This is a genomic window from Vreelandella halophila (assembly GCF_009856365.1).
GTDB classification, from domain to species: Bacteria; Pseudomonadota; Gammaproteobacteria; order Pseudomonadales; family Oleiphilaceae; genus Halospina; species Halospina utahensis_B.
On sequence record NZ_WMEX01000008.1, the window covers coordinates 29,521 to 51,601 of the forward strand.

The 22,081-nt window shown below is 62.0% G+C and carries 19 protein-coding genes; 12 read left to right on the plus strand and 7 right to left on the minus strand.

The annotated features are described in order from the left end of the window. The first annotated feature begins 53 nt into the window (after window positions 1–53). Entirely contained in the window at window positions 54–1,352 is a 1,299-nt protein-coding gene (locus tag GLW01_RS13455) for an NAD(P)/FAD-dependent oxidoreductase (RefSeq protein ID WP_151439164.1), read from the plus strand. Between the two features lie 4 nt (window positions 1,353–1,356). Here the strand turns inward: GLW01_RS13455 and GLW01_RS13460 are convergent, their stop codons facing one another. From GLW01_RS13460 to zwf, 4 genes are read right to left on the minus strand one after another with little or no spacing between them, the layout of a single operon-like run. Beyond that, window positions 1,357–2,463, minus strand: a complete 1,107-nt coding sequence (locus GLW01_RS13460) for a glutathione S-transferase family protein (protein ID WP_160899365.1) — start codon at window positions 2,461–2,463, stop codon at window positions 1,357–1,359. Window positions 2,464–2,486: 23 nt separating this feature from the next. After that, window positions 2,487–2,978 carry a GNAT family N-acetyltransferase gene (locus tag GLW01_RS13465; protein ID WP_160899366.1) on the minus strand — a complete coding sequence of 164 codons (492 nt, stop codon included), beginning with the start codon at window positions 2,976–2,978 and terminating at the stop codon, window positions 2,487–2,489. A 9-nt stretch (window positions 2,979–2,987) separates the two neighbouring features. Further along, window positions 2,988–4,796, minus strand: a complete 1,809-nt coding sequence (gene edd, locus GLW01_RS13470) for a phosphogluconate dehydratase (protein WP_160899367.1) — start codon at window positions 4,794–4,796, stop codon at window positions 2,988–2,990. Next, entirely contained in the window at window positions 4,780–6,219 is a 1,440-nt protein-coding gene (gene zwf / locus GLW01_RS13475; RefSeq protein WP_160899368.1) for a glucose-6-phosphate dehydrogenase, read from the minus strand. The genes edd and zwf overlap by 17 nt, the downstream gene beginning before the upstream one ends. A 143-nt stretch (window positions 6,220–6,362) precedes the next feature. On the opposite strand from zwf, the gene galU reads away from it, so the two are divergent. The 8 genes from galU to GLW01_RS13515 all read left to right on the plus strand — a co-directional run bounded on the left by galU (window position 6,363) and on the right by GLW01_RS13515 (window position 14,942). Further along, complete coding sequence (gene galU / locus GLW01_RS13480) at window positions 6,363–7,208, plus strand: UTP--glucose-1-phosphate uridylyltransferase GalU (protein ID WP_151439157.1); 846 nt, start codon at window positions 6,363–6,365, stop codon at window positions 7,206–7,208. Between the two features lie 20 nt (window positions 7,209–7,228). Beyond that, complete coding sequence (locus GLW01_RS13485) at window positions 7,229–8,242, plus strand: hypothetical protein (RefSeq protein WP_160899369.1); 1,014 nt, start codon at window positions 7,229–7,231, stop codon at window positions 8,240–8,242. A gap of 4 nt (window positions 8,243–8,246) precedes the next feature. Further along, window positions 8,247–10,736, plus strand: a complete 2,490-nt coding sequence (locus GLW01_RS13490; RefSeq protein ID WP_202405737.1) for an efflux RND transporter permease subunit — start codon at window positions 8,247–8,249, stop codon at window positions 10,734–10,736. Next, on the plus strand, window positions 10,733–11,062 hold the full coding sequence (locus GLW01_RS13495; protein WP_151439153.1) for a hypothetical protein: 330 nt from the start codon (window positions 10,733–10,735) through the stop codon (window positions 11,060–11,062). Before GLW01_RS13490 ends, GLW01_RS13495 begins: the two co-directional genes overlap by 4 nt. Window positions 11,063–11,067: 5 nt before the next feature. Further along, window positions 11,068–11,301 carry a hypothetical protein gene (locus tag GLW01_RS13500; protein ID WP_151439152.1) on the plus strand — a complete coding sequence of 78 codons (234 nt, stop codon included), beginning with the start codon at window positions 11,068–11,070 and terminating at the stop codon, window positions 11,299–11,301. Window positions 11,302–11,412: 111 nt separating this feature from the next. After that, complete coding sequence (locus GLW01_RS13505) at window positions 11,413–13,584, plus strand: TonB-dependent receptor (RefSeq protein WP_160899371.1); 2,172 nt, start codon at window positions 11,413–11,415, stop codon at window positions 13,582–13,584. Between the two features lie 15 nt (window positions 13,585–13,599). Beyond that, window positions 13,600–14,748, plus strand: coding sequence for a PepSY-associated TM helix domain-containing protein (locus GLW01_RS13510; protein ID WP_151439149.1), 1,149 nt, complete (start codon window positions 13,600–13,602; stop codon window positions 14,746–14,748). Then, window positions 14,745–14,942 (plus strand): hypothetical protein, encoded by a 198-nt coding sequence (locus tag GLW01_RS13515; protein ID WP_151439148.1) that lies wholly within the window; start codon window positions 14,745–14,747, stop codon window positions 14,940–14,942. Before GLW01_RS13510 ends, GLW01_RS13515 begins: the two co-directional genes overlap by 4 nt. 21 nt (window positions 14,943–14,963) lie before the next feature. Here the strand turns inward: GLW01_RS13515 and GLW01_RS13520 are convergent, their stop codons facing one another. After that, window positions 14,964–15,848, minus strand: a complete 885-nt coding sequence (locus GLW01_RS13520) for a DMT family transporter (protein ID WP_160899372.1) — start codon at window positions 15,846–15,848, stop codon at window positions 14,964–14,966. A 111-nt stretch (window positions 15,849–15,959) separates the two neighbouring features. Here GLW01_RS13520 and GLW01_RS13525 point away from each other — a divergent pair, with 111 nt between their 5' ends. Further along, window positions 15,960–16,826 (plus strand): LysR substrate-binding domain-containing protein, encoded by an 867-nt coding sequence (locus tag GLW01_RS13525; RefSeq protein WP_151439146.1) that lies wholly within the window; start codon window positions 15,960–15,962, stop codon window positions 16,824–16,826. Between the two features lie 22 nt (window positions 16,827–16,848). Here the strand turns inward: GLW01_RS13525 and GLW01_RS13530 are convergent, their stop codons facing one another. Both GLW01_RS13530 and GLW01_RS13535 read right to left on the minus strand, forming a co-directional pair. Next, on the minus strand, window positions 16,849–18,588 hold the full coding sequence (locus GLW01_RS13530; RefSeq protein ID WP_160899373.1) for a bifunctional diguanylate cyclase/phosphodiesterase: 1,740 nt from the start codon (window positions 18,586–18,588) through the stop codon (window positions 16,849–16,851). A 3-nt stretch (window positions 18,589–18,591) separates the two neighbouring features. Continuing rightward, window positions 18,592–20,235 (minus strand): methyl-accepting chemotaxis protein, encoded by a 1,644-nt coding sequence (locus tag GLW01_RS13535; protein ID WP_160899374.1) that lies wholly within the window; start codon window positions 20,233–20,235, stop codon window positions 18,592–18,594. Window positions 20,236–20,420: 185 nt separating this feature from the next. Here GLW01_RS13535 and GLW01_RS13540 point away from each other — a divergent pair, with 185 nt between their 5' ends. Both GLW01_RS13540 and GLW01_RS13545 read left to right on the plus strand, forming a co-directional pair. Continuing rightward, a complete protein-coding gene (locus GLW01_RS13540) occupies window positions 20,421–20,747 on the plus strand; it encodes a DUF6522 family protein (RefSeq protein ID WP_160899375.1) in 327 nt (108 codons plus the stop codon). Window positions 20,748–20,815: 68 nt separating this feature from the next. Beyond that, window positions 20,816–21,838 carry a zinc-dependent alcohol dehydrogenase family protein gene (locus GLW01_RS13545; RefSeq protein ID WP_237416595.1) on the plus strand — a complete coding sequence of 341 codons (1,023 nt, stop codon included), beginning with the start codon at window positions 20,816–20,818 and terminating at the stop codon, window positions 21,836–21,838. Window positions 21,839–22,081: the final 243 nt, after the last annotated feature.

The following is a 22,081-nucleotide window of genomic DNA, read 5'->3' on the forward strand; positions in this document are numbered from 1 at the left end:
GCCCGCCTCCGCTGTGTTACGATTCGCACACTAATTAACACAGCGGAGCCGTCATGACAGCGGAGATCGTCATTGTTGGCGGCGGTGCCGGGGGGCTGGAACTGGCCACCAAACTGGGCCGCCGCATGGGGCGCCGGGGTGAGGCGCGCATCACTCTGGTCGACCGTAGCCCTACCCACATCTGGAAGCCACTTCTGCACGAGGTAGCCTCCGGGGCCATGGATTCCTCGGTGGATCAGATCAGCTACCGGGGCGTGGCGCGCCACCGGGGTTTCCATTTTGTGCTGGGTGAATTCGCGGGGCTGGACCGCGACGCGCAGACCATCACGCTCAATGCCATTCTCGATGAAAAGGGCCAGACGATACTGCCCGAACGTCAGATTCCCTATGACTACCTGGTACTGGCCATCGGCAGCATCACCAATGACTTCGGCATTCCCGGAGTGCGCCGCCACTGCCAGTTCCTGGACTCTCCAGAGCAGGCACAGCATTTCCACCAGAACTTCCTGAACACTCTGATGCGGGTGAACAGCCAGCGCCGCACGGACCCCGATGCCTGCGCCCGCATTCCCATTGTGGGCGGCGGCGCCACTGGGGTAGAGCTTGCGGCCGAGCTGGTGCATGCCTCGGAAACGGTACACGAATACGGTTTCTCCCAGGCCGACCGCAGCATGCTTCACATCACCCTGCTGGAAGCCGGGCCACGTCTTCTGCCCGCCCTGCCCGAGCGGATCTCTAGGGACACGCTGCGGGAGCTCCGCGAGCTCGGGGTGGACGTACGGCTGGAGGCCCGGATCACTGAAGCCCGGGACGATGCCCTGGTGGATCAGGATGGCCGCGAGATCCCCGGTGACATCATGGTCTGGGCCGCCGGCGTACAGGGCCCAACGCTGATGGAACACCTTGACGGCCTGAGCCTGCAGCCCAACCGCATGCTCAAGGTCGCCGCCACACTGCAGTCCGTGGATGACCCGAACATTTTTGCGTTGGGCGACTGCGCGGCCTGCCCCCAGGAGCAGGGCTTCGTACCGCCACGCGCCCAAAGCGCGCACCAGATGGCGGACCACCTGGCCGGCAATCTGCGCCGGGCCATGCAGGGGCGTGAACTCAAGGCGTTCCAGTACCAGGACTACGGGTCACTGGTGAACCTGAGCCAGTACTCCGCGGTCGGCACCCTGATGGGCGGCACCTCCAAGGGCAGCCTGCGGGTGGAAGGCCGGCTGGCACGGCTGGTCTACATCTCGCTGTACCGGATGCACCAGATCGCGGTCTTCGGCTGGTTCCGGGGGCTGCTGATGGCCCTGACGGACCGCCTGCACCGGGCCTTCAAGCCCAAGATGAAGCTGCACTGAGACGTCAGTCGTCCGGCACCAGACGGTTGTTCTCGCGCCGCACCCGGCGCGGGATCGTCATGTTCATGGCCTCCCGGCCGCCAACTTCATCCAGCAATTCATCCACGGGCCCGCGCTGGTCCTCCGCCAGCCCCTGATAGAAATCCAGGGGCCGCTGCAGCTTCCATTGGGGGAAGCTCATCAGGGCCCGGGTCTCATCCACCCCACTGAGGTGGTACTGGTGTACGCCGAGCTTGCGGGGCACTTTCTTCCCGGGGTGCTCATCAATCCACTTCGCCACGGCGTCCACGGTCTCGCGCAGCACCGGAAACTGGCTCCCGAACTGATGCTTCAGCAGCGGATACAGGGTCTCGGGTATCTGGTCATCCGTCAGCCAGTCGCCCACGCGGGGTTTGCGGGTGTTCATGCGCTCGATCCATTCAACCAGGTGCGGGGCACGGCGCTTCATGATGCGCCCGGGCGCCGGATCCCGGTAAAGGTGCGCGTAGAGTGGGGCCATCAGGCCAAAGTCCCCGATGCTGGCACGTTCGCCCAACAGGTAGGGGTGCTGGGCGAAGTGGGCGTCAAGCTGGTCCAGAACCGAGTAGTACCAGTTTTCGATGGCGGAGCTGGTCTTTTCCGTAATGCCCAGCATGGGCAGCATACCCGAGAAGCGTTTCGCCAGTCGGCTGCCGGCCAGCCGCCGCAGCGGCCCGGGCAGCCAGGGCGAGACGATCTTGCCGAATTCCCCGTGTATGAACCGCCGGTTCTCCTCCGGGAAACTCCAGCGGAAGTGCATGGCCGGGATCAACAGCCATTCGTCCGCGTACAGTTCCACCAGCAGCGACACCAGCCGCTGCTTCGGTGTGCTCGGGTAGATGCCGCGTTCGGGAAACCGCGCCTCCAGGGTGTCGATGATCTCAACGGTGTCCTGGATGAAGTCGTGTTCGGGGGTTTCCAGAACCGGGATCATCGACACGCCTGTCTTCGGGATCAGCACCCGGCGGTACACGGAGAGAGTGGCAAGACGCTCTTCGAACGGGATCCCCTTGTATCGCAGGTAAGACCGGGTCTTGCCGCTGTAGAGGGAAAACCCCGTTCCATAGTGGGTAAAGGCGTAGGTTGTGGTCATCGGAACTCCCTTTCTCGGGCTGTTCAGCTCAGCCAGCGGTACATGACGTGTGCATCCACAAACCCATACTCGGGATGTTCGAATGCGCCCGGCAGGGTGCCTGTGACCTCGAAGCCGTTGCGCTCCCAGACCTTGATGGCCCCCAGGTTGGTGGACACCACCAGATTATACTGCATCGCCCGGTAGCCCATCCGCTTCGCCTCTTCCATGGAGTGCTGGCACATCAGGTCCGCCAGACCGCGCCCGCGAGCATTTTCAGCCACCAGGTAGCCACAGTTGCAGACATGACTGCCCGGCCCCGGCGCGTTGGTCTTGAGGAAATAGGTGCCCACATAGGTCTCGTCGTCATCCAGCACGACGTAGGTGCAATCCGGTTTTTCCACCCAGAAGGTGAAGGCGTCGTCCTCGTTGATGTCGGTGGGGACGGCGTAAGTCTCTCCGGCACGGAAGACCGGCTCCAGCATGGGCCAGATTCCGGGCCAGTCGTCCGGCAGGAAGTGGCGGATCTCAGGCATGGAGGCTCCTCAATCGTCCCAGCGGAAGATGGTGGCGCCGGCCTCGGCGTGGGTGACCTGGTCCCGGAAGCCGGCAAAGAGTTCACGGCCAAGCCCTTCATTACCCCGGCCCCAGTGCACCGGCTGGCCATGGTCGCGCCCTGCCTCCCAGTGTAGCTTACCGGCAGCGGCATCAATACGGACACGGTCGCCATCACGGATGCGGCCGATGGCACCGCCACGGGCAGCTTCCGGATACACGTGGATCGCGCTGGGCACTTTGCCCGAGGCGCCGGACAGACGTCCGTCCGTGAGCAGTGCCACCCTCAGGCCATCATTCTGCAGATTGGCGAGCACCGGCATCAGCTTGTGCAGCTCCGGCATGCCGTTGGCGGCGGGCCCCTGCCCCGGAAGCACGGCCACGACGTCATGGGTGAGCTCCCCGGCCTCGTAGGCATCCATCAGTGCCTGCTGATCCGCGAAGACGCGGGCGGGCGCCTCGATGCACCAACGATTGTCCGGCACCGAGGATGTCTTGATGATGGCCCGGCCCATGTTGCCCTCCAGCCGGTGAAAGCCACTGTCCGCCAGGAAGGGGTCATCCGCCGAACGCAGACATTGGGGATCGCCGGTGGCCTCGCGGGGCGCGCCCTGGACCAGGCGCCCCGCCCCATCGAGGCCGAGCGGGCGGGTGTAGTCGTGGATGGAGTCGCCAAACATCACGCTCACATCCTCGTGCATCAGCCCTGCGCCCAGCAGCTCCCGCACCAGGAAGGGCACACCACCGGCACGGTCAAAGTCGTTGATGTCCGACTCACCGTTGGGATAAAGGCGGCACAGCAGAGGCACCACCCGCGAGAGCTCGTGGAAGTCCTCCCAGTCGATACGGATGCCGGCCGCGCGCCCGATGGCCACCAGGTGGATGCTGTGGTTGGTGGAACCGCCGGTGGCCAGCAGCGCCACCATGGCGTTGACCAGCGTCTTCTCCGAGACCACCTGCGACAGGGGACGATAGTCGTTCCCCAGGTCGGTGACCTCGGTGATCCGACGGCTCGCGGCCTGGGTGAAGGCCTCGCGCAGGTCCGTACCCGGGTTTATAAAAGAGGACCCTGGCAACTGCAGGCCCATGACCTCCATCAGCACCTGGTTGGAGTTGGCGGTACCGTAAAAGGTGCAGGTGCCCGGCGAATGATAGGAGCGCGACTCCGCTTCCAGCAGTTCATCGCGGCTGATTTCACCGCGCGCGTGCTGTTCCCGGATGCGGGATTTCTCAGCGTTGGACATGCCCGAGGGCATCGGCCCCGCCGGTACAAAGAGCGTGGGCAGGTGGCCAAACCGCAGGGCGCCGGTCAGCAGCCCGGGCACGATCTTGTCGCAGATGCCGAGGCAGAGCACGCCGTCGAACACGTTATGGCTGAGCCCGATGGCGGTGGCCTGGGCGATCAGGTCCCGGGAGAACAGCGACAGCTCCATCCCCGGCTGCCCCTGGGTAATACCGTCGCACATGGCGGGCACGCCAGCGGCGAACTGGGCCACATGCCCGGCCCGCGCCACCGTACGCCGGATCTGGTCCGGAAAGTCTCCATAGGGCTGATGCGCGGAGAGCATCTCGTTGTAGGCGGAGATGATGCCGACGTTGGCACTGCGTTGCGTCTGGCGCAGGATCAACTTGTCGGAATCGGGCTTGGACGCCATCACATGCGCCAGGTTGGTACAGCTCATGGTCTCGCGCTGCGGCCCGTCCCGGCGGGCACCGGCCATCAGCGCCAGGTAGCGGTCCCGGTCGGTGGCGCTGCGTTCGCGTATGCGCCGTGTAACTGCCTCAACCGTCGGGTGCATCGTCTGTCTCCCTTTCATCCCAGAGTCGTCCGTCACTGGCCAGCAGCATGGTCGCTGCTGAGGGCCCCCAGGTTCCCGCCCTGTAAGGCTCCGGACGGGCGCCTGAATCACGCCAGTTCTGAAGGATCGGGTCCACCCATTCCCAGGCCGCCATGAGTTCATCATGGCGAACGAACAGCGTCTGGTTATCCTGGATCACGTCACTGAGCAGCCGCTCGTAGGCGTCCGGTGCCCGCTCCCGTCTCAGGGTCTGCGGGTTGAGGCTGAGCTCGGACATGCGGATGTCCATGGCCGCCCCGGGGCGTTTCTCGCTGAATGAAAGCTGGATGCCCTCGTCCGGCTGCAGGCGGAAGACCAGGCGGTTGGCCATGCTCGCGCGCTGCTGCGGAAAAATCGAATGCGGCACGGGCCGGAAGTGGACCACAATCTCGCAGGTGCGTTCCGGCAGGCGCTTGCCTGTGCGCAGGTAGAACGGCACCCCGGCCCAGCGCCAGTTATCAATGGCAACACGCATGGCCACAAAGGTCTCCGTGGCGCTCTCACGGACATCGGCATCCTCCGTGTAGCCGGCCTCACCGCCAGCTCCGGAGACATACTGCCCTCGCACCACCTCTTCGGCGATGGAGGCGGCTTCCATGGGCCTGAGGGCTCGCAGCACCTTCACTTTCTCATCGCGCACCGCATCCGCATCAAGGGTGTTCGGGGGTTCCATGGCCGTCATGCACAGCAGCTGCAGCAGATGGTTCTGGACCATGTCCCGCAGGGCCCCAACCTCATCATAGAAGGCACCGCGGCCGGCCACGCTGCCGGATTCGGCAATGGTAATCTGGATGTGATCGATGTAACGGTGATTCCACTGACTCTCGAAGATGGAATTGGCAAAACGCAGAACCAGCAGGTTCTGGACGGTTTCCTTGCCCAGGTAATGGTCGATGCGGAAGATCTGGCGCTCGCTGAAGCATTCCCGCACACTGCTCTCGATTGCTTCCGCCGAGGCGTAATCCAGCCCTATGGGCTTCTCCAGCACAATCCTGGACCGCCCGGAGACCAGGCCCGCCTCATCCAGCGCCTGGGTGATACCAGCGTACAGGTCAGCGCGGGTGGCGAGGTAGAAGATGCAGTGCTGCCCGTCCAGACTCCCACGCAGACGCCCCAGCGCGCCCGGATCCGTGGCATCCGCGGACACATAGTCCACATGGGCCAGGAACTCATCGGCGACATGGCCTTCCAGCGCATCGACGAGTTCCGCGCGCCATTCATCGCGGGTACGGGCACTGCGGCTCACGCCCACAAGCTGCCAGTGCTCCGGCAGGGCCCCGTCACACCAGAGCGCATACAGGGACGGCACCAGCCGCCGCCGGGCCAGGTCGCCTGCGGCGCCGAAAAGGACCAGGGTGAAGGGCGTGGCATCGTTTGGGTTCATGATTACAGCATGAGCAATCCCTGCGGGCAGCGCAAATCAAAGAACCGCAATGAGCACCCTCTTTTTTGTGCAACGGATTGTTTACACTGGTGGCTTCTGGAATCATCCGTGCATCAGCGAAAACACAACAGGGAACGCAAGCCATGATCAGCAAATGCCTTTTCCCGGTCGCCGGTTACGGCACCCGCTTTCTCCCGGCCACCAAGGCCATGCCCAAGGAGATCCTGCCCATCGTCAACAAACCGCTGGTGCAGTACGCGGTGGAAGAGGCCTCGGAGGCGGGCATTCAGGATATCGGCTTCGTCACAGGCCGTGGCAAGCGTGCCATCGAAGACCATTTCGACATCAGCTATGAGCTGGAACATCAGATCGCGGGTACCGGCAAGGAAGATAACCTCAAGGGCATCCGCAACCTGATCGAGAACCACCGCTTCGCCTTTACTCGGCAGAACGAGATGAAGGGCCTGGGCCACGCCATCCTCACCGGCCGCAACCTGATCGGTGACAATCCATTCGGGGTCATCCTGGCGGATGACTTCTGTGTTGCCGGGGACAATGACGACGGTGTCATGGCCCAGATGGTCAAGCTCTACAACCAGTTCCGGTGCAGCATCGTGGCCATCGAGGAAGTGCCCGAGGACGAAACCCACAAGTACGGGGTCATCGAGGGCGAAACCATGAAGGACGGTCTGTACCGGATCACCGACATGGTGGAAAAGCCACCAAAAGATCAGGCCCCCTCAAACCTGGCCATCATCGGGCGCTACATCCTGACGCCGGATATTTTCGACATCCTGGAGCGGACCAAGCCTGGCAAGGGCGGCGAAATCCAGATCACAGACGCCCTGCTGGAACAGGCAAAGAACGGCTGTGTTCTTGCCTACCAATTCCGGGGCCGGCGTTTTGACTGTGGCAGCATTGACGGTTTTGTCGAGGCGACCAACCACGTGTACGAAAACGTCTATCGCCGCGGCGAACGCAACCTCTGAGCGGAAACACAGGCTGGCGCATGGCGGAACACACGGCAGGCAGAGAACACAGACCAGGGACGGTCATCTTTCCGGAGGCCAGCTGGCCCGACGATACCCCTCTCCCGACCCGGAGCATCACCGAGGCTCGCCAGCATGCGGTGCTGGCGCTGCAGCGGTTCCTCGCCGCTGAACAGCTCCCCCAGGGGTGGATGAGTGTTTTCCCGCGCCTGGTCATCCCCATGGCCGCGTGGCTGCTCACCGACCGGCGCCGGCTTGGCCGCCCACTGGTCATGGCCATTGGTGGCAGCCAGGGCAGCGGCAAGACCACCCTGGCACGGGCACTGAGGCTGGTTCTACACCACTGCTTTGCCGTCTCCTCCTGCGTGCTCAGCCTGGACGACTTCTACCTGAGCCGGCATTCCCGCCGCGAACTTGCGGACACCGTGCACCCACTGCTGGCGACCCGTGGGGTTCCCGGCACCCACGACATCGAGGGGCTGCTGGAATGTGTGGAGAGGCTGCACGGTGCCAGCCATGATACCCGCACGCCCCTGCCACTCTTCGACAAAAGCGCGGATGACCGGCTGCCCGAGTCCCAGTGGCACAGCTTCCAGGGGCGCCCCGGCATTATCCTGCTGGAGGGCTGGTGCCTGGGCGCCCAGGCCGTCGACGAGCGTGAGCTCGACACACCGGTCAACAGCCTGGAGGCTGAACAGGATCCGAGCGGGCTCTGGCGGCATTATGTGAATGAACAGCTGGCCGGTCGCTATCAGGATCTGTTCCAGCGCTTCGACCGCTCACTCTTCCTGCAGGCCCCATCCTGGGACGCCGTGCAGCGCTGGCGGCTGCTCCAGGAGGCAAAGCTGATCCGCAATCGCAGCGACAGCTACCGCGCCCACCTGGACGAAGGCGATGCCTTCGCTACCTTCATGGCGCATTACGAGCGTACCACCCGACGGCTGCTTGAATCGCCACCCGCGTCCGATATCCATCTGGCCCTGGATGAGCAGCAACGCTTTAAGGCCCTCACGTTCAACCCATCAAAGAGGTAGTACCTTGGGTAACCGACTTTTCCATCTTTACGATCGAACCGTTCTGTCCCATCCAGTGCTTACCCTGCTCCTGGTGCTCATCGCCGCCGTGATAGCCGGATTGCGCCTGGACCAGTTCCGGCTCGATGCGTCACCGGACACCCTGGTCATGGAGGGCGATGAGTCCTTCGAGTATTACCAGCAGACCTATCAGCGGTTTGAGACCACGGATGACTTCCTGGTAGTCAGCTACCAGCCGGAAGGCGAGCTGTTCAGCGACGACGCGCTCAACCGGCTGGAGCAACTGCGCGACGATCTTATGGCCGTTGAGGGCATTGATGAGAGCAACAGCATCCTCAACGTGCCGCTGCTGCACAGCCCGGACATGACGCTCATGACCGTGAACAAGCACATGAAGACCCTGGACGGGGATGATGTGCCGCTGGATACCGCCCGCAAGGCATTGATGGAGAACCCGCTCTACCAGAACATGCTGGTCAGCGAGGACGGTACCACCACCGCCATCCAGTTGCTGCTGCCCACGGACGAACGCTATTACGAGCTGCGCGACCGGCGCGACGCCCTCCAGCAGAAGGAAGGCGACCAGGGGCTCTCTGAAGCCGAGGAAAGCGAGCTTTCACAGGTGCTGGCCGACTATCGCCAGCGCAAGGAAGCCCTGAACGCCCAGCAGGACCGGATCATCCGGGACGTGCGCGACGTCCTTGCCAATTACGGGGATCAGGCCCGCATCCACTTGGGCGGCGTGCCCATGATCGTGGCCGACATGATGGCTTTCGTTGAGAGCGATCTGGTGACCTTCGGTCTCGGCGTCCTGGCTTTCATCATCCTGATGCTGGGCATCATCTTCCGCCAGCCGCGCTGGGTGCTGCTGCCGCTGCTGTGCTGCGCTCTTACCGTATGGCTCACCCTGGGCTACCTGGGCTGGACGCACTGGCCGGTGACCGTTATCTCTTCGAATTTTGTGTCGCTGCTGCTGATCATCACCATGTCGCTGACGATCCACCTGATCGTGCGCCATCGTGAGTACCAGCAGGTGCAGCCTGACGCCAACCGCTACCAGCTGGTAGCCGAAACCGTCAGCGCCATGGGCCGGCCCTGCTTCTACATGGTGATCACCACCGTCGTTGCGTTCGGTTCCCTGATTTTCAGTTCAATCCGGCCGGTGATCGACTTCGGGCTTATGATGACCGTGGGCATCCTGATCGGCTATGCCGTGGTCTTTCTGGTCCTGCCGGCGGTGCTCATGCTGCTGCCGCGCGCTGCCCAGCCCGGAGGTGCGCTGCACCGCACACCGGTCACGGAGTACCTGGCCCGGGTTACCGATAACTACCGAGGCACAATTCTGGCCTTCAGTGCCGCATTGGCAGTGGTCTGTGCCGTGGGTGTGTCCTGGCTGTCGGTGGAGAACCGTTTCATCGACTACTTCAAGTCGGATACCGAGATCCACCAGGGAATGGTCGTGATCGACCAGAAACTCGGCGGCACCACGCCACTGGATGTGATCATCAGTCTTGAGCAGAATGACGGCACGCCCACCGAGGACTGCGATCCCTTCGTGGACCCTGAGTGTGAGCCCCGGGAGCAGATTGACAGTTTCTTCAGCACCGATGGCGCTGAGCTGGTCAAGACCATTCATGATTTCCTGGACGAGCAGCCCCAGACGGGCAAGGTGATCTCCCTGGCCACCACCATCCGGCTGGCGGAGCGCGTCAATCAGGGCAAGCTGAACCCGCTGCAGCTGGGGCTGATGGGCCGCGCCTTCCCCGAGGACCTGCAGGGACTGCTGCTGGATCCCTACGTCAACGAGGAAACCGGCGAGGCCCGCTTCAGCATCCGCCTGATCGAATCCTCGCCGGAGCTGAACCGGGATGCCCTGTTCGAGCGCATCCGTTCACACCTGACCGGCGAGATCGGCCTCGAGGACGAACAGGTCAATCTCACCGGCATGGCGGTCCTTTACAATAATATGCTGCAGAGCCTGTTCAGCTCCCAGATCAAGACACTGGGCGCCGTGTTCCTGGCCATCATGGCCATGTTCCTGGTCCTGTTCCGGTCACTGCGCGTGGCGGTGGTGGCGATTGTGCCCAACCTTCTGGCCGCGGGCACGGTCCTGGGCATCATGGGGCTGATGGGCATTCCGCTGGACATGATGACCATTACGGTCGCCGCAATAACGGTGGGCATTGCCGTGGACGACACCATTCACTACATCTACCGCTTCCGCGAGGAGATCCGTCGTGATGGCGACTACCAGGCCGCCATGCACCGCAGTCACCAGACCATCGGCCGCGCCATGCTCTACACCTCGCTGACCATCATTGTCGGCTTCTCGATCCTGGCCCTGTCGAACTTCATCCCGACCATCTACTTCGGGGTCTTCACAGGCCTTGCCATGGCGATCGCCCTGCTCGGCGCACTGACGCTGCTGCCAAGGCTGCTGCTGATGGTGAAACCCTTCGGGCCGGATCAGGGAGCAGCAACGGAGAACGGATGATGACCCTTCTGACGACCCTGGTGCTACTGATCATGGTGGGCCTGAGTGGCTGGACGCTGTACTGTCTCCGACAGCAGCGCCGCCGCGTGGAACATGCACTGGCACGGGTGGCGGACCCGGAGCTGCCACCGCCGGAGATGCTGATGACCGTACGCGTGCTCAACCCGATTGAGGTGGCCCGCAGGGAGTCGGCCGGCGCTCGCCTGGTGGGTGACTACATGCCCGAGACCGTCCGCCGCATCGTGTTCCGCCAGCTCACTTCGGAGCTTGATGAAGCCCTCTCGGAACGTGGCATCGAGTCCGAAATCAGCGTTGAATACAGGTGATCGCCATGATGATGCTTCTCAACCTGCTGCTTGGCGCCACCGCGCTGACCCTGTCAGGTCTGGCCGTGCGCGAACTCCATCACCAGGAACAGCTGATCCAGCGCCTGGAACAGTACGCCGCCCACGAGCGACGCCCCAAACAGGGTCGCGTCATTCACAGCAATTACGAAGAGCCGATCACGCCGGCCTTTGAGACACTGCCAAGGCGGATCATCGACCAGCTGACCCGGCGGCGCTGACCCTCCCGACATAGTGCTACTGCCACTCTGCCGCACACATTTATCCGTTGCGAATATCTATTATTTCGTTTACCGTTCCGCCCCATTACCAATTCGTTATGGGGTGACCACATGAATGTCCGCCAGGGACCAAGCCTGCTTTCGATCAGCATTGCCCTACTAAGCACCGTTCCGGGCACCGTTATTGCCCAGGAGGGAACGGCCAGCCAGAGAACCTTTTCCGCGCCAACACTGGAAGTCCAGGCCAGCGCCGATGCCTCGGAAGAGGGGCTGAGCCCCGCCTTTGCGGGAGGACAGGTGGCCGAGGGAGGCCGCGTTGGGCTGCTCGGCAATCAGGACGTAATGGAAACGCCCTACAACTTCACCAACTACACCGAACTCCTGATCGAGGACCAACAGGCGGCCAGTGTCGGAGACGTGCTGCTTAATGATCCGGCCGTACGTGTCGCCCGGGGTTTCGGGAACTTCCAGCAGGTCTACCTGGTGCGCGGTCTGCCCGTTTTCTCGGACGACATGACCTACAACGGCCTTTACGGCCTCCTGCCCCGGCAGTACCTGGCGTCCGAGTTCATCCAGCGGGTGCAGGTTTTCCGTGGTGCCAACACCTTCCTCAAGGGGGCAGCGCCGGGCGGCAGTGGCCTCGGTGGCGCCGTGAATGTGGTGCCCAAACGTGCCCCGAATCATCCCCTCACCCAGGTGACAACGGGTGTCCAGAGCGGCGGGCAGGCCTACGCGGCGGCGGATGTGGCGCGACGCTCCGAGGACGGGCGCTACGGGGTACGGGTCAATGCGGCCCGCCGTGATGGGGATACGGCCGTGGACGGCGAATCCCGCGAACTCTCCATGACCCACATTGGGCTCGATTACCAGGGCGAAGACCTCCGGCTGTCTGCAGACCTGGGGTACCAGGATCACCTGATGGACGCGAGCCAGCCGAACATCACGATCAAAAGTGGACTGGCTATCCCGGATGCGCCGGACGCTTCCGAGAGCGTTGGCCAGCCCTGGACCTACTCGGAATCCGAGGATGTGTTCGGGACGGTTCGTGGCGAGTACGACTTCAGTGAGGCAATCACTGGCTGGCTCGCTTTCGGTATGCGGCAGGGGGAAGAGGAATCCACCTTCGCCAACCCGACGGTGGTCGACAGCAATGGTGACTACACGGCCAACCGCTTCGACAACAGCCGTGAGGACACCGTCGAAACCGGGGAGGTCGGTGTGCGCACCGAGTTCACCACCGGCTCGATTGCCCATGAAATGACGCTTTCAGGTTCGACCTATGAGCTTGAATCAAAGAACGCCTTTGTGTTCGGACCCACGATCCTCGGCAACATCTACAACCCGATGGACGCACCGGAGCCACCCTCAGCCGGCTTCAGCGGGGGTGACCTTGATAACCCAGGACTGACCCAGAAAACCCGGCTTTCCAGCGTGGCGCTGGCGGATCAGCTGTCATTGATGGACGACCGGCTGAACATCACTCTGGGCGCACGCCACCAGCGGATTGAGTCCAAAACCTACGACTACAACACCGGAGACCGGACAACCAATTACGAAGAAAGCGCGATAACGCCTTCCCTCGGGGTCGTCTATCAGCTGACGCCGTCAATCGCCACCTACGCCAACTACATCGAAGGCCTTCAGGAGGGCGATACAGCGCCGGCAACCGCGAACAACCAGCCGGTCGTCAATGCGGGCGAAACCCTTGAACCGTTCACAACGGAACAGAGCGAAGTCGGGCTCAAGTTCGAACAGGGGACCCTGGGCGGCAACGCCTCGTTCTACTACAGCCGCAAGCCCAGCGCCAAGGTGGACAGTAACAACGTTTTCCGTGTCTCGGACTACCGGCGTAATCGGGGCGTTGAGCTGAACGCCTACGGCAAGGCCACCAACCATCTGACCGTGCTCGGCGGCGTCAGCTATCTGGATACCGACGTGGATGGCAACGATGCGATTGGCGCACCGGACACCCAGGCCAACCTCAACCTGAAGTACGACGTCCCCGCCCTGCCCGACCTGGCGCTCGATAGCCGCCTTATCTACACCAGCTCACAGTATGCGGATTCCAACAACCAGCAGAAGGTGCCCTCCTGGACCCGGCTCGATATTGGTGCCCGCTACCTTGTCCCCATGGGGGATGACCGTTTGCTGACAGTGCGGGCCCGGGTCGAGAACGTGGCGGATCATGATTACTGGGCCTCCGCAGGCGGGTATCCGGGCCAGGGTTACCTGACTGTAGGTGCTCCGCGTACCTTCATGCTGTCAGCCACCGTCGACTTCTAGGAGACCCGGTTCCCAATGCAGCAACGAACCATCCGTGTCTGGTCAGGCATCCATAAATGGACCAGCCTGATCTGCACCGCCTTCATCCTGATGCTCTGCATCACCGGGCTGCCGTTGATCTTTCACGACGAGATCGACGAGGCGCTGGATACCCAGCAGTGGCAACCGGCGAACCCCAATGGCGAGTTGCTGCCACTTGACCGGATCCTGTCGATCGCGCTGGAGAGCCAACCGGGCGGCACCCCGCTGTTCATGAGCTTCGACAAGGAGCGGCCAGTGGTCAACGTCACTACTGGCCCCAGCCCCGATGCAGCCGCCGGGGATATGCACTTCGCCTCCTATGACCGGACCAGCGGCGAGACCGTCCCGGCTCACGAAAACGGCGTCATGGATTTCATCCTGCAACTGCATACCGACATGTTCCTGGGACTGCCCGGCATGCTCTTCCTGGGTGCGATGGGCGTCCTGCTGTTCCTGGCCATCGTTTCAGGGGTAGTGCTCTATGCGCCGTTCATGCGGAAACTGGATTTCGGCACCGTCCGAAAGAGCAAAACGCGCCGCATCAAATGGCTGGACTACCATAATCTGCTGGGGGTGATCACTATCGCCTGGCTGGCCGTCGTGACCCTGACCGGGGTGGTCAATACCCTGTCAACGCCGATACTGGATACCTGGCGGGAGCAGTCGCTTGCGGACCTGGCGCAGGGCTACGACGACCAGAGCGTGCCGGACCCGGGGGAGATGGCCTCTCTGGACTCAGCAGTAAACGAGGCCGTTAAGGCCGCGCCGGATAAAACGCTGCAGTTCGTGGCCTTCCCGGGCGGCATGTGGTCCACGGACTTCCATTACGCGGTCTTTCTGCACGGCAACACCTCCCTGACCCAGCACCTGATCACGCCGGCGCTGATCAATGCCCGCACAGGTGAGTTCACCGCCATGCGGGAAATGCCCTGGTACGTGAAGACCCTGGCCCTGTCCGGCCCCCTGCATTTCGGTGATTACGGTGGGCTGCCGCTGAAGATCCTGTGGGCGGTACTCGATGTACTCACCATCGTGGTGCTCGGCAGCGGGCTCTATCTCTGGGCCTCCCGCCGGCGCCCCGTTACCAGCGAGATCCGCGACTCCCGGGAAGCGAATTCTCCCTCTCTTACGGCAACCTCATGAGCCATAAGAACACGACCCGCAATCACCGATCACTCTGGAGGATCTTTGCAGCTCCCATCTGGATCGCGCTGGCGAGCCTCATCGGGCTGGCATCAGCGCTGATGGGTGAAGGCATCTGGAACCTTCTCTCCTGGGTCGGATTGGGTGTACCGGCGCTCGTAACCGCCTACACCCTGCACTACAGAGCCCGTTGACTCCCTTGGCCGCCAGTCCGCTCAGGTGTCCTTTCGGGCGACAATGGAGCCGATTATTACCAGCAAAGCGGCCGCCGGCAGTTCCCAGCTGGGGGCTGCAACCCCCGCCACCACCAAAAAGAATGCCGCCAGAACCGGGACGCCGTAGGCCAGACTGCCCACCAGTCCTGTGGGTCCGTTGCGGATGGCGACATCCCAGGCAACCATGGCAACGCCGTAGGGTCCCAACCCCAGGGCCGCGCCCGCGGCAATGCCGCTGTAGGGAAGGGAAACAACTTCAGGCTCAAGCACAACCCCCATCGCGGCAGCCACGATGGCCGCGATCAGAAAGATCGTAGGCATGAACGGAGTTAGCGTCACGGGTGTTTTCTGGCACAGCCAGGAGTAAAGCGCCCAACAGCAACCGGCGATCAATGCGAACGCATACCCGGCCATATTGCCGGAAAGCCCGCCACTCAGGGCATCCGGCGCCAGAAGCAGTGCGGCGCCGCCAAAGGCAATGGCTGCTCCTCCCAGCACCGGCCCTGACAGCCGGCCATGGGTGAACCACTGGCTGATCAGAACGAACATCACCGGCCAGGTGTAGGTGATCAATGCCCCTTCCGCCGTCGGCGCCATTCCCAGCCCGACCAGATAGGAACCAACAGCACCCAGCACCAGAAGCGGGATGACCCCATAGATGATCGCTTCAAAGCCGGGCGGGATTTCCGCTTTGGAATTTTTCCCCAGGCTGAGAGGAAGTGCAGCCAGCGACCCCGCGAGCAGCGCAATCGTGGTCAGCCGCAGGGGTGGAATGGTCGTCGCCAGATCAATCAACAGCGGCGCTGACGCCCAGAGCACAACAGCGAACAGACCCGCAAGCGGGCCGACGGGCAACGGCATTCTCTGAGTGCTCAATACCTGCATGAACTACCTCCTTGACCTCTCACAACCTTTCAGTGACAGGAGCAGTCTATGGCCAGCATAATGATCACAAAAACAATTTTATTTGAATTGATCCATCAAGGTTTGTGATATATGAGAGCACCCGTACTGGACCTCAACCTCCTGCAGACATTCCTGGCCGTGGCCGACACCGGAACGGTGACGGCCGCTGCCGAACGGCTCAGCTATACCCAGTCAACGGTGAGTATGCAGCTCCACCGGCTTGAGTCCATGCTCGACGTAACACTGCATGAGAAAGAGGGGCGGGGGATCCGTTTCACGCCCGAGGGAGAAAGGCTTCTTGGCCATGCAAGGCGGCTTCTGACCCTCAACAACGAGGCGCTGAACGATATGAAGGCGCGCACGGTCACCGGGAGTCTCACCCTGGGTATTCCCGAGGACTACGCATTTCTGCTCACGCCCGCACTGGCCTATTTCCATCAGATGTACCCCGCCATGCAGCTGAAGGTGATCTGTGGCGCCAGTACCGATCTGGCCAGACAGGTACAGGCCTCGGAGCTGGACCTCGCGGTGGTCACCCGCCAAACCCACTCACCGGGCGGCGAAGTAATCCGCCGGGATCCCCTGGTCTGGGCTGTGGGTGCCAACCAGCAACCGTCGCTGGTGGACCCCCTGCCCCTGGCCCTGTACAGCCCCGGCGCAGACGTTTTCCGGGAGGTGGCCGAATACGCTCTGGGCTCTGCAGGTCGGCACTGGCGCCTTGCCTACTCAAGCCAATCCATGACGGGGTTGATGCCCGTCGTCGTGGCAGGGCTTGCCGTGGTACTCATTACCCGTGACATGCTCAATCCACAACTCAGGGCCCTGGACGAGAAAAGCGGCCTCCCCGCGCTTCCCTCCGTGGAGATCACCCTGCATCGCGCCCCGGGCCGGCCATCGGAGCCCGCAAGGCAGCTGGCGGAGCTGATACGCGAACACGTGGGTTCCGACAAGCAGTAGCGACTCCCCAGGCTCCGATCTGTCAGCTCACCTGGCAGAGTTCAGGAGTGGTGTCGCACCATTCAGCGGGCTTCGAGGCCTTTTTGGCTTCCGCGGCCCTATGGACAACCTCTTCTGTATCCATCACTGACTCTGGAGACACACGGATAACACCCGCCGCCAGCGTCGCCAGGGGCCAATTACAGACACGTCCTCCTCTGTCCTCTGCCCTGACGAAGCCTCTGAACCTGTCTTCATCCCGGTACACAGAACGGCTCTCAGCATTGAAGGTGTCCATCACGGCCGTACTGCTGCAGACCGTATGATCGATATCGTCACAGAAGACGATGAAATCGTCCCCGCCGAGATGGCCAACCATATCGCCTTCCTTCCCGAAATACTGCTGTAGAAGCCTCCCGAGCAGGACGATCAGGCGGTCGCCTGTTCTGAAGCCCAGATGGTCATTGAGGGGTTTGAAGGCGTTGATATCAAAGTAGATCATCAGAAACGGGGCACCCTCTGCGAGGCGGGACTCGATCTCCTCGTGGATCGGGACATTGCCAGGCAGCAGGGTCAGCGGATTGGCGTAACGGGCTTTCTCGATACGCTGTTCCGTCATGCGCCTGAGCAATGCCCGGGTTGCTCCCATGCCCTCGTAGAACCCGTCACGCGTTACCAGGAAATGCTGGCGCAGGTAGTCATCCTCATCCTCGGTCAGACGCCGGCTCAGCTCCTCCAGTGGCTGGTCGTGCTCAAAGAGCAGCGCATCGGATTTCATCATCTGCTTAACGGGTTTCTTCTCGTTCAGCGACCGACCAAACGTTGACCCGAACGCCTCAAGAATCTGCCATTTGTGGATCAATCCAAGCGCCCGGCCATCATCGTCCAACACCGGCAGGGCGAAGACACCCGCCTGGGCCTGCAGCATCGTCCAGGCCTCCTCCAGCGTATTGTCACCATGCAGCGTGGGCGGATGGTGGACCAGACTCGCTGCGCTCACAGTGCCGTTTTCCGGCATCCTGCTGACTGCCTTGAGTGGCTCCAGATTCGCATTGGCAACGCTGCGCGGGCGACCGAAAAGAAACCCCTGGATATAGCGCACTCCCAGGTCTCGCAGCAGTTCCAGTTCGCCATTGCGCTCAACGCCCTCTGCGACAACACGGCAATTGAGCCTTGAGGAGAGCTGCATCACCGAGCGAACGAATTCTCGCTTGACCAGATCCTCATGGATATCACGCACGAAATGCCTATCGATCTTCACGTAATCAGGCTCAACCTCGGACCAGAGTTTGAGCCCGGAATAGCCGGCGCCCAGATCATCAATCGCCACCTGGAAACCGGACTGCTTCAGCCAGGTCAGGGAGCGTTTGAGTTCTTCCATGTCGAGCGCGGGATAACGCTCCGACAGCTCAACCACCACCTGTCCAGGCGCAATGGCACCGTCTTCCAGCAACGCCTCCAGTAAGCGATGCTCGTAGGCACCGGGCAGAAGGTTGTCGGGGCTGACATTGACGAACAGCTTCTGGGTTCTGCGTGTGGAGGTCCAGCTGGCGCGGGTGGTGCGCAGGCAGAGGTTTTCCAGCTCCAGTGTCCGGCCACAGCGCTCCGCCGTTTCAAACAGAACCGACGCGGGATGCAGGGGGCTGTCCGAGGGCCCTCGACTCAGGGCCTCATAGCCTTCCACCAGAGCCTCCCTGGCATCCACGATCGGCTGGAACAGTGTCTGGATGCCACCCTGTCCCAGCAGATTCTCCAGTTCCTGTTCAAGCTGCTCAAAGCCCATAACCTACTCCATAACGGCCTGGGTGGATTCATGCGGGTTCCCGGAAACACGGAAGGTTGCAATCAGGCTGCGCATACGCCCGGATTCCTGTCTCAGCGCCTCGCTGATCTCAAGCGCTCTGGAAACACTCCGCCCGAGGGCATCCGAACTGTCATCAAGCATGCCAATGCGGTTCTCAACCTGTTCAATCTCATGGCGCTGGAGCGCCACGGACTCACTGATACCGGCACTCCAGCGCTCAAGCTCCGTGAAGCGGTCCCCCAGCTGCTCCAGGTGGGCCTTCAGCGACTGCAGATTGTCTTGATTGTGGGTGCCGGCACTGCGCATTTCCTCGAGAAGCCCATCAACATCCGAGAACGCGCCCACCAGCTCCCCAATCCACTGCTGGATCTCGGTGGTTGATTCCGAAGTGCGCTGGGACAGGGTCCGGACTTCATCGGCAACAACGGCGAACCCGCGCCCGTGCTCTCCGGCCCTGGCCGCCTCAATGGCCGCATTCAGGGCCAGGAGATTGGTCTGCTCCGCGATGTCCGCTATGACACCACTGACCTTCTCAATGCGGGCAATGGAGTCCCGGAAAACCTGGACCGAATCCGCCACCCGTGTGATCACCTCCACGGTGTGCTCAGCCCCCTTTTCACTGCTCTTCAGAGCGCTCTGAACCTCGCTGTTGGCGACCACTGCTTCACGCACCGTAGCCTCGGACCTGGATGTGGCATCCTCAATCTCGGAGGCCTGTGTGGTCATCGCCTCCATGGAGTGATTCACGTCCCGGATCTGCTCGCTGGTCTGGCCTGCAGCCGCCTGGACATCACCGGCCTGGGCTTCCAGCGTGGCTGAGCGCTGATCCACACGCGCGGACACATCCCGGATCCCGCCAATGAAGTCCTCGAACCTGGTGATCAGTGACGTCAACGCCCGGGTGACGCCAGCGACCTCATCCCTTCCCCGGACCGCGGGGCGTCGTGTCAGATCCGATTCCTGCTCCATCATCTCCAGATCCGCCGCCAGCTGCCGGAGTCGACGGATCACGCTGTGCCTGAGCCAGAACGTCATGCCAACGATCACGGCGAGAAATGCCACTGACCCAATGATGACCCGCCTCTTCTGGACTTCGAGGAAGCCGAGAAGCTCGATGCTCCCCTCATCAATGGAATTCCGGCTTGCTTCCTGGCGTGCTGAAATCGCCTTCAGGATTGGATCCATGGCCGAAAACAGCCTGAAGTCGATGACCTTGCCGGTCTCGTAGTAGCTCCTGTCTTCAATGGCCGGACGCATGGCCTCGATCAGTTCGAGGACACGCGCGTAATGCTCGGCGTTATCCCCTGCCCAGCCGGACAGTTCAGGGTGCTGCTTAATGGCCTGCCAGTGCTCCGGGATCCTCTCCTTAAGGCGCTGGAACGTCTGCCCGATCTCATCCCAGAGCAGCATCTGCCCCTTAATCCGGAAGGAGAGATCCTGCAGATCCCGCATGTCTCTCTGGAAATCCTCCAGGAGCCAGGCTTCCTTCAGATTGTTCCGTACCAGCTGCTCAGAGGCGGTCTCCGCCCGGTTTATGATGACCCAGGAAAGCGTCGCCAGGGCCGAAAGGGCAAAGAGTGACAGAAACGCAAACAGGAGGATCCGACCTCGCACGGTTCCCAGCATGGGGACTCCTTAACGACTGCTGATCGGGCGAAGAGATTAGGGATGCTGTGTGACGGTTCTGTTGCAGATTGACGGGGGCGAACATGTTTTTACATTTCACGCGACAATCAGGATCTCTACTCAAACACGGGCCCGCATCTTCATGGGCGGACAGAGCTGTGTTCCAATGACGTGACGGCACCGTTATGACAAGTGAACAGGACCCCGATATGCACGAAACCGCTTCCATCAGCATCGATAACGGCGATGCGGTCATTGATGCAGCCACGCTTGCGGAGTGGTTGAACATTGACCTGGAGACACTGACTCGCGCTATTGAGTCCGGCGCTGTGCGAACGCTTGTGGAGAAAGGTGAAGGAGAGGACGCTGGCCGGATGCGGCTGACTGCGCGTTACGGTGAGCAACAGGCCTGCATGATCCTGGAGGTGGATGGCCGCCTGACGCCGACCACACCCCCTCCGGACTCCCGGCGCCCGGTGAAACCCTCTCTGATGCAGCTGCTGGACGACTGAGCGGTGATTGACCGGGCACCGCGTATTCTTTAGATCTGGGTACAACCCATCCTGAATGAGGCAACATCATGGGTCAGCACAATCAGCTCCCGCAGACAATGAACGCCATGGTGCTGGAGCATCAGGGCCAGGCACTGCAGCACCGTCAACTGCCCGTTCCAGAGATCAGCCAACCGGATCAGGTCCTTCTCAGAGTTGAGGCCTGTGGTGTCTGCCGGACGGATCTGCACATCCTTGATGGCGAACTCACGGAGCCTTCACTGCCACTGATCCCCGGGCACCAGATTGTGGGGAAGGTGGTTGCTGCCGGTAATGACGTTACCGATCTCCAGGTCGGAGACCGCGTGGGTGTTCCCTGGCTCGGCCACACCGACGGCACCTGCCGTTACTGCTGCCGGGGCCAGGAAAACCTCTGCGAGCAGGCCCGATTCACAGGCTATACCCTGGATGGCGGCTACGCGGAATACGCTCTTGCCTACGCGCCCTACTGCTATCCCCTGCCGCCGGAAGCCGAAGCCCTGGATATCGCTCCCCTGCTCTGTGCCGGGTTGATCGGCTTCCGTACATGGCGCCTGGCCGGCGGCGAGAGCATCCAGCGGCTCGGTATCTATGGCTTCGGCGCCGCCGCCCATATTCTGTGCCAGATCGCCTGCTGGTACGGCCAGTCCGTGTACGCGTTCACCCGCCCCGGCGATGAACAGGCGCAGAAGCTGGCCCGGGATCTGGGTGCCGTCTGGGCGGGCTCAAGCACCGAGGATCCACCGGACGTTCTGGATGCCGCGCTCGTCTTTGCCCCGGTGGGTGAACTGATGGTCAGTGCCCTGAAGCACGTGGATCGTGGGGCCAGCGTGGTCAGCGGCGGCATTCACATGAGTGATATTCCCTCATTTCCCTATGGCCTGCTGTGGGAAGAACGCAGCCTGAAATCAACCGCCAACCTCACCCGTGAGGATGGTCGCGCCTTCCTCGAGGTCGCACCCAGAGTCCCCGTGCGCACCGAAGTGCACGCCTACCCGCTCGGCGAGGCCAACCAAGCCCTTGAGGATCTGAGGGAAGGACGGTTCGCCGGTGCGGCGGTGCTGACCCCATAGGGGCTCAGCGATCACGTCTATACGATCAGGTGTTCTGACACAAGTTCAACCCGAGCTCACCAATGGGATGCCTATTCCGCCATCTGGTGACTGCACCGTCTTGTCTCACACCTCACCACATCGGGGCACCACCTGATTCTTAAACAATGCGTTTCGACCTGCTCGTTGAATCTACCCCCTTGTTATACAGATTTTTCGTAAACTCAACAGGAGTGGCATAGCGTTTGCTCAAGCCAACTTGTA

Coding starts and splice junctions, on each gene's coding strand:
- edd (WP_160899367.1), bottom strand. CDS start 4,796: ATGCACCCGACGGTTGAGGCAGTTACACGGCGCATACGCGAACGCAGC.
- GLW01_RS13460 (WP_160899365.1), bottom strand. CDS start 2,463: ATGACCACAACCTACGCCTTTACCCACTATGGAACGGGGTTTTCCCTC.
- GLW01_RS13455 (WP_151439164.1), top strand. CDS start 54: ATGACAGCGGAGATCGTCATTGTTGGCGGCGGTGCCGGGGGGCTGGAA.
- GLW01_RS13530 (WP_160899373.1), bottom strand. CDS start 18,588: ATGGGCTTTGAGCAGCTTGAACAGGAACTGGAGAATCTGCTGGGACAG.
- GLW01_RS13495 (WP_151439153.1), top strand. CDS start 10,733: ATGATGACCCTTCTGACGACCCTGGTGCTACTGATCATGGTGGGCCTG.
- zwf (WP_160899368.1), bottom strand. CDS start 6,219: ATGAACCCAAACGATGCCACGCCCTTCACCCTGGTCCTTTTCGGCGCC.
- GLW01_RS13510 (WP_151439149.1), top strand. CDS start 13,600: ATGCAGCAACGAACCATCCGTGTCTGGTCAGGCATCCATAAATGGACC.
- GLW01_RS13520 (WP_160899372.1), bottom strand. CDS start 15,848: ATGCAGGTATTGAGCACTCAGAGAATGCCGTTGCCCGTCGGCCCGCTT.
- GLW01_RS13505 (WP_160899371.1), top strand. CDS start 11,413: ATGAATGTCCGCCAGGGACCAAGCCTGCTTTCGATCAGCATTGCCCTA.
- GLW01_RS13500 (WP_151439152.1), top strand. CDS start 11,068: ATGATGATGCTTCTCAACCTGCTGCTTGGCGCCACCGCGCTGACCCTG.
- GLW01_RS13485 (WP_160899369.1), top strand. CDS start 7,229: ATGGCGGAACACACGGCAGGCAGAGAACACAGACCAGGGACGGTCATC.
- GLW01_RS13525 (WP_151439146.1), top strand. CDS start 15,960: ATGAGAGCACCCGTACTGGACCTCAACCTCCTGCAGACATTCCTGGCC.
- GLW01_RS13545 (WP_237416595.1), top strand. CDS start 20,816: ATGGGTCAGCACAATCAGCTCCCGCAGACAATGAACGCCATGGTGCTG.
- galU (WP_151439157.1), top strand. CDS start 6,363: ATGATCAGCAAATGCCTTTTCCCGGTCGCCGGTTACGGCACCCGCTTT.
- GLW01_RS13465 (WP_160899366.1), bottom strand. CDS start 2,978: ATGCCTGAGATCCGCCACTTCCTGCCGGACGACTGGCCCGGAATCTGG.
- GLW01_RS13535 (WP_160899374.1), bottom strand. CDS start 20,235: ATGCTGGGAACCGTGCGAGGTCGGATCCTCCTGTTTGCGTTTCTGTCA.
- GLW01_RS13515 (WP_151439148.1), top strand. CDS start 14,745: ATGAGCCATAAGAACACGACCCGCAATCACCGATCACTCTGGAGGATC.
- GLW01_RS13540 (WP_160899375.1), top strand. CDS start 20,421: ATGACAAGTGAACAGGACCCCGATATGCACGAAACCGCTTCCATCAGC.